The sequence below is a fragment of the Pseudoalteromonas gelatinilytica genome, from assembly GCF_001641615.1.
GTDB lineage: Bacteria > Pseudomonadota > Gammaproteobacteria > Enterobacterales > Alteromonadaceae > Pseudoalteromonas > Pseudoalteromonas gelatinilytica.
Map to the genome: position 1 here is coordinate 494,510 of NZ_LRRU01000020.1, position 11,937 is coordinate 506,446.

At 40.5% G+C, this 11,937-nt stretch carries 14 protein-coding genes; 8 read left to right on the top strand and 6 right to left on the bottom strand.

Annotated features, from left to right (window positions below):
- Positions 1-3: 3 nt before the first annotated feature.
- The 7 genes from NH153_RS15285 (at position 4) to NH153_RS15315 (ending at position 7,915) form a co-directional block, all read left to right on the top strand.
- Positions 4-1,611, top strand: a complete 1,608-nt coding sequence (locus NH153_RS15285; RefSeq protein WP_063705378.1) for a carboxyl transferase domain-containing protein — start codon at positions 4-6, stop codon at positions 1,609-1,611.
- 10 nt (positions 1,612-1,621) lie between these two features.
- Positions 1,622-2,392 carry an enoyl-CoA hydratase/isomerase family protein gene (locus tag NH153_RS15290; RefSeq protein ID WP_054553800.1) on the top strand — a complete coding sequence of 257 codons (771 nt, stop codon included), beginning with the start codon at positions 1,622-1,624 and terminating at the stop codon, positions 2,390-2,392.
- Between the two features lie 8 nt (positions 2,393-2,400).
- Positions 2,401-4,365, top strand: a complete 1,965-nt coding sequence (locus NH153_RS15295; protein WP_063705380.1) for an acetyl/propionyl/methylcrotonyl-CoA carboxylase subunit alpha — start codon at positions 2,401-2,403, stop codon at positions 4,363-4,365.
- A complete protein-coding gene (locus tag NH153_RS15300) occupies positions 4,365-5,270 on the top strand; it encodes a hydroxymethylglutaryl-CoA lyase (protein ID WP_063705384.1) in 906 nt (301 codons plus the stop codon). Before NH153_RS15295 ends, NH153_RS15300 begins: the two co-directional genes overlap by 1 nt.
- A gap of 11 nt (positions 5,271-5,281) precedes the next feature.
- Positions 5,282-5,980, top strand: coding sequence for a CoA transferase subunit A (locus NH153_RS15305; protein ID WP_055197201.1), 699 nt, complete (start codon positions 5,282-5,284; stop codon positions 5,978-5,980).
- An 11-nt stretch (positions 5,981-5,991) separates the two neighbouring features.
- Positions 5,992-6,648 (top strand): 3-oxoacid CoA-transferase subunit B, encoded by a 657-nt coding sequence (locus tag NH153_RS15310; protein ID WP_063705387.1) that lies wholly within the window; start codon positions 5,992-5,994, stop codon positions 6,646-6,648.
- Between the two features lie 388 nt (positions 6,649-7,036).
- On the top strand, positions 7,037-7,915 hold the full coding sequence (locus NH153_RS15315; protein ID WP_054553795.1) for a LysR family transcriptional regulator: 879 nt from the start codon (positions 7,037-7,039) through the stop codon (positions 7,913-7,915).
- A 47-nt stretch (positions 7,916-7,962) separates the two neighbouring features.
- Here NH153_RS15315 and NH153_RS15320 read toward each other — a convergent pair whose 3' ends face one another.
- Together NH153_RS15320 and NH153_RS15325 are read right to left on the bottom strand one after the other, a co-directional pair.
- Positions 7,963-8,310 carry a hypothetical protein gene (locus NH153_RS15320; protein ID WP_063705390.1) on the bottom strand — a complete coding sequence of 116 codons (348 nt, stop codon included), beginning with the start codon at positions 8,308-8,310 and terminating at the stop codon, positions 7,963-7,965.
- A 97-nt stretch (positions 8,311-8,407) separates the two neighbouring features.
- Positions 8,408-8,860, bottom strand: a complete 453-nt coding sequence (locus NH153_RS15325; RefSeq protein WP_063705392.1) for a hypothetical protein — start codon at positions 8,858-8,860, stop codon at positions 8,408-8,410.
- Positions 8,861-9,239: 379 nt separating this feature from the next.
- Between NH153_RS15325 and NH153_RS15330 the strand changes: the two genes are divergently transcribed.
- Complete coding sequence (locus NH153_RS15330; protein WP_063705394.1) at positions 9,240-9,662, top strand: hypothetical protein; 423 nt, start codon at positions 9,240-9,242, stop codon at positions 9,660-9,662.
- Between the two features lie 124 nt (positions 9,663-9,786).
- Here NH153_RS15330 and NH153_RS15335 read toward each other — a convergent pair whose 3' ends face one another.
- From NH153_RS15335 to NH153_RS15350, 4 genes are all read right to left on the bottom strand, one after another.
- A complete protein-coding gene (locus tag NH153_RS15335) occupies positions 9,787-10,344 on the bottom strand; it encodes a hypothetical protein (RefSeq protein WP_156503649.1) in 558 nt (185 codons plus the stop codon).
- Positions 10,345-10,484: 140 nt separating this feature from the next.
- Positions 10,485-10,856: a hypothetical protein gene (locus NH153_RS15340; protein ID WP_063705401.1), complete on the bottom strand. Its 372-nt coding sequence runs from the start codon at positions 10,854-10,856 to the stop codon at positions 10,485-10,487.
- A 39-nt stretch (positions 10,857-10,895) separates the two neighbouring features.
- Positions 10,896-11,336: a DUF695 domain-containing protein gene (locus NH153_RS15345; RefSeq protein WP_063705404.1), complete on the bottom strand. Its 441-nt coding sequence runs from the start codon at positions 11,334-11,336 to the stop codon at positions 10,896-10,898.
- Positions 11,337-11,432: 96 nt separating this feature from the next.
- Positions 11,433-11,861 (bottom strand): hypothetical protein, encoded by a 429-nt coding sequence (locus NH153_RS15350; RefSeq protein ID WP_063705407.1) that lies wholly within the window; start codon positions 11,859-11,861, stop codon positions 11,433-11,435.
- Positions 11,862-11,937: the final 76 nt, after the last annotated feature.

Here is an 11,937-nt window from a genome sequence, read left to right on the forward strand (position 1 = left end):
GTTATGACGATTTTAAAATCGAGTGTAAATCCACACGATCCGCAATTTTTGCAAAATCACGACAACATGGCCGCTCTCGTAAGTGATTTACGTGAAAAAGTAGCGGATATCCGTTTAGGTGGTGGCCCTGCCCTGATTGAGCGCCACCAAGGCCGTGGTAAGTTGTTTGTTCGTGACCGTATTGAAACGCTACTTGATGAAGGCTCGCCATTTTTAGAGATTTCTCAATTTGCTGCCTTTGGCGTATATGAACAAGCTATTCCTTGTGCCGGTGTTGTGGCTGGGATTGGTCGTGTGAAAGGCGTTGAATGTATGATCATCGCCAATGATGCAACCGTAAAAGGCGGCACATACTTTCCACTAACAGTGAAAAAACACCTGCGTGCCCAAGATATCGCAGAGCGTTGTCATTTACCGTGTATTTATTTAGTTGATTCAGGCGGTGCAAACCTGCCTGAACAAGATGATGTATTTCCAGATAAATTACACTTTGGCCGTATTTTCTATAATCAGGCACGTATGTCTGGTAAAGGCATTCCACAAATTGCGGTCGTAATGGGTTTATGTACTGCAGGTGGTGCTTATGTACCAGCGATGGCTGATGAAAGTATTATCGTAAAAGAGCAAGGCACAATTTTCTTAGCAGGCCCGCCACTGGTTAAAGCGGCTACAGGTGAAGAAGTAAGTGCTGAAGATCTCGGTGGTGCTGATGTTCACTGTAAAACATCAGGTGTTGCCGATCACTATGCTGAAAACGATGCCCATGCACTTTCGATTGCTCGCCAATGTATTGAACGAATTAATTATCAGCGCCCTACTGCACCGTTACTTGATGATGTTAAACCACCGCGTTACGACATTAACGAAATTTACGGCATTGTGGGTACCGACCTTAAAAAGCCATTTGATGTACGCGAAGTGATTGCCCGTGTTGTTGATGATTCATCATTTGATGAATTTAAACGCTACTTTGGCGAAACCTTAGTAACTGGCTTTGCAAAAATCTTTGGTCACCCAGTAGGTATTGTTGCCAACAACGGCATTTTATTTAGTGAATCTGCGCAAAAAGGCGCGCACTTCATTCAGCTATGTGCACAACGCAAAATTCCTTTGGTGTTTTTACAAAACATTACTGGCTTTATGGTTGGTAAGAAATACGAAGCCGAAGGCATCGCCAAGCATGGTGCGAAAATGGTAACCGCTGTGTCATGTGCTGATGTACCTAAATTCACCGTGTTAATTGGTGGCTCGTATGGTGCAGGTAACTACGGTATGTGTGGCCGTGCATTCGAACCAACCATGATGTGGATGTGGCCAAACGCCCGTATCTCTGTAATGGGTGGTGAACAAGCGGCTGGCGTTCTTGCACAAGTTAAACAAGACGGTTTAGCCCGAAAAGGCGAAAGCATGACTGATGAGCAAGTCAGTGAGTTTAAAAAGCCAATTATCGAGCAATACGAAAAACAAGGTCATCCATATTACGCCAGTGCCCGCCTTTGGGATGATGGCATTATCGATCCTGCTGATACCCGCAATGTATTAGGGCTTGCCTTAAGCGCATCTAAAAATGCACCAGAGCGCGATTCTCAGTTCGGCGTATTTAGAATGTAATGGAGGCCTTATGTCAGTAACACTCGAAATAACAAAATCAAATGTGGCTGTGCTGGTACTAAGTCGCCCTGAAAAACACAATGCATTTAACGAAGAAGTCATCAGTGAGCTGATCCGTTTAATTGAACACGCAAACAGCTGCGATGTGCGCGCACTGGTTTTAAAAACCGAAGGTAAGCACTTCTCTGCTGGGGCTGATTTAAATTGGATGAAGTCGATGGCTGGCAATGACTTTGCTGAAAACTTAGCGGATTCTATGCAGCTGGCAAAGCTTATGAAAGTCCTTGCTACAAGCCCTCACCCTACAATTTGTGCCGTACAAGGTGCTGCATTTGGCGGTGCCTTAGGCTTGATTGCCTGTTGTGATATCGCGATTTGCCAAGACGATGCGCAATTTTGCTTAAGTGAAGTAAAGCTGGGTCTTATTCCTGCGGTTATCAGCCCTTATGTCATTAAAGCTATTGGTGAACGCGCTGCACGTCGTTACTTTTTAACGGCTGAGATTTTTGACGCGCATACAGCCAAGCAACTGGGTTTAATTCACCAGATCACCGGCGATTTACAAACAGCGCTCGACAAACACTTACAAAACCTTGTGAACAATGGCCCTATTGCCGTTAAAGCAGCAAAGCAGCTTATAAATGATGTAGCTGGCAATGTAATTGATGATGCACTGATTGAGTTAACCGCAGAACGTATTGCACGCATTCGTGTATCTGAAGAAGGCCAAGAAGGCCTAACTGCTTTTTTTGAAAAACGTGCCCCTAACTGGCAGAAATAGGAACCATTATGACAACAAAATCATTGAAAAAAATTCTCGTTGCCAACCGTGGTGAAATTGCCTGCCGAGTTATGCGTACAGCAAAGCAAATGGGCTTAACAACGGTTGCAGTGTACTCAGATGCTGATAAACATGCTCAGCACGTAAAGCTTGCTGATGAGGCGTATCACATTGGTCCTGCGCCAAGTAAAGACTCGTACTTAGTGGCAGACAAAATCATCGATGTTGCAAAACAAGCAGGTGTTGATTGTATTCACCCAGGTTATGGTTTTTTATCTGAGAACTGTGACTTTGCGCTCGCGTGTGAGAAAAATGATATCGCCTTTATTGGCCCGCCAGCATCCAGCATTGAAGCCATGGGTTCAAAAACCCGCGCTAAAGAAATTATGCACCAAGCAAATGTACCTTTAGTGCCTGGTTATTATGGTAACAATCAAGATACTGATTTCTTACAAGCTGAAGCTGAAAAAATTGGTTACCCGGTACTGATTAAAGCTGCTTTTGGTGGCGGTGGTAAAGGTATGCGAGTTGTAGAACACGCTAAAGACTTTATCGGTGCACTTGAAGGTGCAAAACGTGAAGCAAAAGCCGGTTTTGGTAACGATTTAGTACTGTTAGAGCGTTATGTCACCAAACCTCGCCATGTTGAAGTACAAGTTTTTGCCGATAGTCATCGTAACTGTGTGTACTTAGGCGACCGAGACTGCTCATTACAGCGTCGTCACCAAAAAGTAATTGAAGAAGCCCCTGCTCCGGGTTTATCTGATGCGCTTCGTAGAGAAATGGGTGAAGCGGCGGTACGTTGTGCCCAAGCGATTAACTATCGCGGAGCAGGTACTGTTGAGTTTTTATTATGCGGTGATGAATTCTTCTTCATGGAGATGAACACCCGTTTACAAGTAGAGCACCCAGTAACAGAAATGGTAACCGGTGTTGATTTGGTGAATTGGCAAATCAATATTGCGGCAGGTGAAGTTTTACCACTTAGCCAAGCCGATATTAAGCTACAAGGTCACAGCTTTGAAGCGCGTATTTATGCAGAAGATCCAAGTAATGACTTTATTCCGTGTTCTGGCCACATTGATGCCCTATTTACACCGAACGAATCTGAGTTTGTACGTATAGATACAGGGATTGCCGCGGGTGATGAAATTAGCCCGTTCTACGATCCTATGATTGCTAAGTTAATTGTTCATGACGATACCCGTGAGGCAGCGCTTGAGCGTTTATCAAAAGCACTAGAGCAATTCCACCTATCAGGTTTTAGCTGTAACGTTAATTTCTTACATAATCTTGCTAACCACCCTACTTTTCAAGCAGGTGCACCCGATACGCACTTTATTGAAGACCAAGGTGAGCGCCTTGTTGCTAAAAGTGAGCAACAGTCTGTTATTGCAACTGTTGTGGCAGCCTATGCGTATGCACATCAACTAAAAGGTGAAAGCAGTAGCCCATGGCAACAATTAACAGGCTTTATGCTAAACAGTGACGCTAAGACAACGATTCCGTTTGTTGATTTAAATGTTCATGCTGTTAAGGCCTCAGAAGGCTTTAAAATCAACCTAGATGGAGTTGACTATACAACTTCAGGTAGCATTGAAAATGGCCTTGCGAACTTAGTCGTTAATGGCGAAAAAGTCGTCGCTCATATTAATCAAACAGACTCTCACATCACAGTGATGTACAAAGCTCAACAAACGGTGCTAGAGCTGATTGATAAACACTATATTAGTGAACACGAAAGTGATGCACTACCACTTGCTGCGCCACTCAATGGTACTGTTGTTAAGCATTTGGTTGAGGTGGGTAGTACGGTTGCTAAAGGTGATGCGGTTATCATCATCGAAGCAATGAAAATGGAATACACCCTTAATGCCCCGCATGATGGTGTATTAACGAGCTACTGCTTTGCTGAAGGTGAACTGGTGAGTCATGGTGATATGCTCGCGATTGTTGAAGAGCCGGAGGCGTAATGGCACAGTTTCCTGATTTTGTTCGCATTGTAGAAGTTGGCGCCAGAGACGGTTTGCAAAATGAAGCCGCCGTTAGCACTCAAGATAAAGTCGCTCTTATCAACGGCCTTGCAGATGCAGGCCTTAAAGATATTGAAGCAGGCGCCTTTGTGTCACCTAAATGGGTGCCACAAATGGCTGACTCTTGCGATGTAATAAGCGCGTTAAGTTTGCCAGACGTTAATTTAAGTGCCCTCACCCCAAATTTACGAGGTGCAGAGGCGGCAAAACAAGTCGGCATACAAGAATTTGCTATCTTTACAGCAGCAAGTGAAGCGTTTTGTCAAAAGAACATTAACTGCTCTATTGATGAAAGTATTGATCGCTTTAAAGATGTTATGGCTTTTGCCAAAGCGAATAGCATTCGTGTTAGAGGTTATGTTAGCTGCGTTATGGGTTGCCCATATCAAGGTGATGTCGACTACAATGATGTATTAAACGTCTCAAAGCGATTACTTGAGCTTGGTTGTTACGAAATTAGCCTAGGTGACACCATTGGTGTAGGTACAGCGAGAAAAGTCGATGAGTTATTAGATTTACTCTTGCAACATATTGATAAATCTAAACTCGCTGTACATTTTCACGACACCTACGGGCAAGCGCTCACAAATATTTACACCGCCCTAAGCCGCGGTATAGCAACGGTTGACAGTGCCGTTGCAGGCCTTGGGGGTTGCCCTTATGCCAAAGGGGCGTCAGGAAATGTTGCCACTGAAGATGTAGTTTACTTACTGCAAGGGCTTGGCATAGAGCATGGAATTGATTTAGAAAGACTGGCGAAAGCTGGTTGGGCTATTTGCAGTGCATTAAATAAACAACCTGTCAGCAAGGTATCACTTGCTCTAAAGAACACTCAGAATAATTAAGGAGTAGGCTCATGGCCGGTTTCGATAAAGTGGTTTCAAGTTATGAAGCTGCAATGGAAGGTTTAAAAGATGGCGATACTATCATCGCTGGTGGCTTTGGCTTGTGTGGTATTCCTGAGGGACTTATCAGTGAAATTAAGCGTAAACAGACTAAAAATCTAACCGTTGTTTCAAACAACTGCGGTGTTGATGATTTCGGCTTAGGTATTTTACTTCACGATAAGCAAATTAAAAAAATCATCGCGTCTTATGTAGGTGAAAATGCGCTTTTCGAAAAACAACTACTCGATGGCGAAATTGATGTGGTTTTAACACCACAAGGTACACTCGCTGAGAAGATGCGTGCCGGTGGTGCGGGTATTCCTGCGTTTTATACTGCAACAGGATACGGCACTCCGGTTGCAGAAGGTAAAGAAGTTAAAGAATTTGATGGTCGCCCGTATATCTTAGAAGAGTCAATTACGGGTGAGTTTGCCATTGTTAAAGCATGGAAAGCCGACCGCTACGGTAATCTTGTATTTCGCCACACAGCTATGAATTTCAACCCGATGGCCGCGACAGCAGGTAAAATTACCGTTGCTGAAGTTGAAGAAATTGTTGAGCCAGGTGAACTTGAGCCAAGCCAAATTCATACCCCAGGTATTTATGTTAATCGCGTGATCAAAGGTGACTTTGAAAAACGCATTGAACGTGTAACAACTCGCGATTAAGGAGCAATAAAATGGCATTATCACGTGAACAAGTTGCAATGCGTGTTGCACAAGAGCTACAAGATGGCTATTACGTAAACCTAGGTATTGGTATCCCTACTCTCGTTGCTAACTATGTACCTGAGGGTATCGAAGTTATGCTGCAGTCTGAAAATGGTTTATTAGGCATGGGTGCGTACCCATCAAAAGACCAAGTTGATGCAGATATGATCAACGCGGGTAAAGAAACCGTGACAGCAGCCACAGGTGCAGCAATATTTAATAGTGCAGATAGTTTTGCCATGATACGGGGTGGTCATGTAGACTTAACGGTCTTAGGTGCATTTGAAGTTGACCAGAACGGTAACATCGCATCGTGGATGATCCCAAAAAAGCTAATTAAAGGCATGGGTGGCGCGATGGACCTCGTTGCTGGCGCGAAGAATATTATTGTTACGATGACTCATGCAAGCAAGCATGGCGACTCTAAGTTATTAGAAAGTTGCACTTTACCGCTAACTGGGGTTAACTGTGTAAAGAAAATCGTAACTGATTTAGCCGTACTAGAAGTTAAAGACGGCGCATTTCATCTAATCGAACGCGCTCCGGGCGTGTCAGTAGATGAAATAATTAGCAAAACGGCAGGCAAATTGCTTGTTGAAGGTGATGTTCCAGAGATGGTTTTTTAAACCACTCACATCCCATGTACCGACCTCATTCCCAGTGCCAATGGCGCTGAGTTACCCAAAATCCCTCGCAAGAGGGATTTTTTTTATCTAACGTTCACGTTTCGCCGCACCATTTTGTCATATAAATAGTATAAAATGCCCTGCTTTAGTGAATTGGCAGTATCTAATACTGAGACTATGACCTAATAGCTAAAACTGCTAAGATCACTTTTTTGCTAAACATTTGCCTAAACATAGATTAAACGAGCGATTCGCGACTGTTTTTTATACAATATGGCAAGAGTTAGCTATATTCATTCTTTAATATCTATTTTTTTACATTTTGGGATAATAATTGCTTAGCAGTTAATTAACTAACAAGCGCTTTTGAGACTTACTGAAATTAACTATGCAAACACCTATTCGTGGCCTACGCTCATTTTGTTTTGCTGCACGCACCCTTAGCTTTAAAGATGCAGCAAACCAACTTTACCTTACACCGTCTGCCGTAAGCCATCAGATCAAACAATTAGAAGAACAATTGGGTATTGAACTGTTTGAACGTCAAACCCGTTCAATTCGTCTGACAGCTGCAGGCAAGAATTTTTATGACTCTGTATCGCCGCTTATTAAAGCGCTAGAAAAAACCATCAACGAGTTTAGTCAGTTACAAGAAAATGTGACTATCAGTATTACGCTACCTGAGTTTTTCGCTAGTGAGCTTTTAATGCCAAAACTAAGCGAATGGACAAGCGAACATCCAAATACAAACTTACAGCTTAATACCTTAAAAACGCGTAAAGAGCTGACTAAACAAAGTGACTTGTCGATTGTATTGTCTTCGTCTAAACCGCATGAAGGCGTTGTTCATGAGCTGTTTTCACTCTCGTACACTCCAGCTTGCAACAAAGAAAACTGGCAAGCATGGCAAGAAAACCCGTTTCAGGCTTTAAATGAAGTTCCACTCATTCTTCATAAAGCACGCCCTTGGGCTTGGCACCAATGGGCAGAGCATGCTGGTATTGATGACTTTGCACCAAAGCAAATTATTCAGGTTGATAGTATGTTTGGTGTGGCACGTGCGGCGCAACAGGGTATGGGTATTGCCCTAATCCCCTTGCCAATTAGTCAAACTTGGTTTGATGAGCAATGGCTATTTAATTTCACAGATATGCCATTAAAAACAAAAGATAAATATTACTTAGTGCAACACGATCCTAGTGAAACCAATGCACAATTAGAGTTATTTATTAAATGGATGCTTGATACCTTTAAACATCTTAAATGATAAATCGTAAAGACCCTCAATATCATTGAGGGTCGTTTATTGAAAATTTAGCTTTTAGACTTGCTGACTAAGATACTCACTTTATTTTCACCTATTTCAAAAGATGATTGTTTACCATATTCCACAATAAAAGAAGGTGTAAAATTGCTGTCAGCGAGTGTGATTGATGTTTCTACAGCTGCCGTATTATTTTGTTGTGGTATCACTGTAATTTTATAGCTAAACCCCTCACCTATAGAGATGGTCGCAGGTTTTTTTTCTTCCACCAGCATTACTGGCGATGCTAATAGCTCATTCGCTTTATAAACAGATGTTTCAACTTGAAAGCTATCAGCTGCGAAACAGCTCTTTGCTACTAGCAACGCTCCAGCTATTAAACCTAACTGTTTGTTCATATAAATTTCCTTATCTCAATTATAGGGTTTATCCGTAATCAATATCAGTTACTAGGTTTATTTGATACAAGAAATTTCAGAATGTTAACTATCACAATCAAAGCTCTCTATAATACACATCAATGGTATGTGATATAGCTTCATACCGGTTATTTTCGTGTTTAAAACAGGCTTTGCGCAGTTCCTTCTCTTCGTAGTTTTTACCTGCCACGACGACTTGATCGAGAGTTTGTGAATTTGCACAGAATTGATTTGATGAAATTGTTTCTACTTTGACTGATTCAGCTTTTGAACGCGGTAATGAACTAGGCTTAGGATTTTGCTTCATGCCTTCAAGTAACTGAGCTTTAGTAACAGGCACAGTATCTGACCCTATGCCTGGAATATGCAATGTTTGTCTAATGGTATAGTTTTTACTTAATAATGGCGTAAGCAAAGATACATCGTTGCTCAAATAAGCCTGCTCAAAATTAAGATAAACAGCCACTTTATCTTCAGCTGCATTGGCAATAACAGGCCCTAAAAATAACAACGCAAATATCAGTTTCATGGTTATACGCTTATTCAGAATAAATTAAGTTATCAACTACACATACCATCATAAAGTACCGATTTTATTTTTAATTAACAACAATTTGTTTGTTTTGCGTACTCTACTCCTTTATTGTTCTTTATCGTAAACATTACCTATTTAAACCCTGTATCTGCTTTATCGGGGTCAGATCAGACGGCTGACGGCTCACGGCTCACGGCTCACGGCTGACAGCTGACAGCTGACAGCTTTAAGACTAACTCATTACATTAGACTAAAGTCTATAGGTTAAATTTCTTCATCTATTAGGTCATTTTTTATCGTTTGTTGAATCAGCGCTGTTCAATTAAAGTTCAGTTGTCGGCGATTGATACCGATTTAAATAGAGGAAATGATTATGTTTAGTACACTTATGAAACGCGTTGCACTTAGCTCTTTATTAACTTGTTCAGCTATGGCAGTGGCTGATCAAAGTGACTACAAATTGATGGTTATTGACCAATCTACACAAGCATCGGTAGAGACTAACCGTCAATACGAATTAGCATTTAACCAATGTGCGTTAAGTGTTCAAGCGAAGAATTTTACAGAAGCTGAAGCGCTTTGTTCAAAAGCAATCAGTTTACTTAGCACAAGCAAAGTACCTGCTTATAAGCGTCGTGAATTAACGTCATTTGCGTTAAGCAACCGCGGTGTAGCTCGCATCATGTCTGAAAACGACACAGCTGCATTGTCTGACTTTTACGAAGCAGTACAAATTTCAGGTAACGAGTTAGTTGAACACAACTTAACACGTGCAAAAAAGAACTTAGCGTTATAAGTTCTCACAGAATTGTGTTGTCTCAAAACCCAGCCTCGGCTGGGTTTTGTCGTATATGTACTGATCATTTTATGCTTCTTGCAAATTCGAGTAGCAATCTAGAAATTAAGCTAAGAAGCTTACCTTAAGCTTCAGACAATGCTTGCTTGTAACTTAAATCAAAATGTTTGAGCAACTGATTCAGGTAGTTCAGATTTATCTGGTTAGGTTTAAAGCCTTGTCCCTTTTCAATATTTGCTATGTGTTGTTTTAGCTTTTCTTTGTCTTTATTCCAAAAAGCAATGTTTCCTAACACAAAGTCATTCCAATACATTTTTGAACCACTTAGCTCTTCATCGGGGTCCAATACTTTTTTTGCGTGAAAAACAGCTTGTTGATAATCACCAGCTAGCCCTTCCATTTGCGCTAAATGCCACGTTAATGAGCTTTCTTTTGAGTTATTATGAGAGATAAAACGTTTTATCAGAATTGCGGCTTCAGCATGGCAACCTGATTTTTCTAACAATCTAAACCCAGCATCGTATGTCTGATCAAATTGTTGGTATGTGAGGTTCAAATCGTCTTTTAACCTTTCCTCAAGCGCTACTTTACAATCAGCAAAAGCAAGATTTGATGTAAATAATAACCCGATTGATAAAAGTCCTGTTTTCATAATTTTGTCCTTAAAAAGTATAAGCTCCAAGTTAAAATTTACTTTAAAGCATACCAAGAAGTAAAAATAAGATTAAAATCTTAACTCATTTTTTCTGTATTAAAATGAATTGTATGTATCCCAAAAACCTTTCTTCGAAGATTCAATATCTTTACTAAGCAAAACATCTTTTACGACCAATTTGTCTGGTTCGCCATTTTTTGAAAAAAGATGAAGATAAATTCCATACAATATTTGATTTCACTGGAATTCTTTGATTTATCGTAAAGTTCACTTTGCTCGATTGGTTTAAAGGAGTTTGCATGTATAAACACCACATTCAAAGTTGGGCCTTCGTTTTTATGGATTTGAGCATCGATTTGAACAAATTTAACCGCAACATTTTTGAGTTCGGGCTTCTCACGCAATAAAAATGTTCTTGCTTTATCTTCGATTAATTCTCTCTTAATTGATGCTAAATCCCCCCAATGCATAACTTGACCAGGTGCAGAAAATGTAATCATACTAACAAGCATTAAACTTGAAATAATTAATTTATTCATCGTGGATCAAACCTTTGAACAACATTTTAATTGTTTTAGCTAAACACCGCAGATTTGGTATACAAGACTAATTTGCTCCCACTCAGGATCGTTTTCAACCTGCAGGTGTATAGGTAATTTTGGAAACTCAGATAAGGCTGTATTGATTCTAAGACCGACTTCGTCAACACGATTAATATAGTAATGCCATTCACGGCTTCCATTACAAGTAAATACAAGGGATAAGACAGCTAAACGATCTGAGTCAAGAGTCGCATCTAAAGCGTTCTCAAAACATTTCATCGTTTCACTTTGCTCAGTTGATGGCATTCCATTAAGGTTATCTGCATCATACTCCCATATGATAACTAATCTTTGAGGATAATCACTGTTGGCGATAAAAGGTGCCAGATCAGTTCGATAACGAATTAATCTTGGCATACCGCCATTATCACTTTCTGCTATATTCCATGGTGCTGAATTGGCTGCTGGGATTTTCATTGATGAATTCCTTTGTATAAATGTTTATGTGCAAATCTATATTTCAAAAATTTCGAGTAAAATACATCCTAAACAGAATAAAGCGATTAATCAGGCTTAATCGAGATAGGTTTTGTTTGAGTGCATGTCTAAATAGCCATAACCACTAATTGTCTCGATTTGAGAAGGCAGGCCATAGATAGGCTCTGAAACAGCTTGAATTGGAAAGTTTAGCTTTGGTAAATCAATTGTATTGGGTGTTGATATGCCAAACCAAAAGCTAACAGGTTCATCATCAAAAAACATACATGGTTGTGTGTACACAACTCCAGCTAAGCCAACCTTAATGTAACCCAAGAATTTATTGCCAATAGCATCAGTAAACAGGGATTTTACGAGTAAATGATTATTTGGGTTTAAGGTATCAGCTTCAGTTGCTGGTGTTACAATCGTTTCATCAACTGAATCATCCTTACAATACTTAAAAAGCCAAACAGCATGTTCATTAAGATCTTGAACAGTAATTTCCCAACAAAATTTATCCATGACTTCCCTTATCTACTCTAATGTCTATTCATTATTACACTGCAAGAACACTGACACTTAAAGTTAGCAACAAACT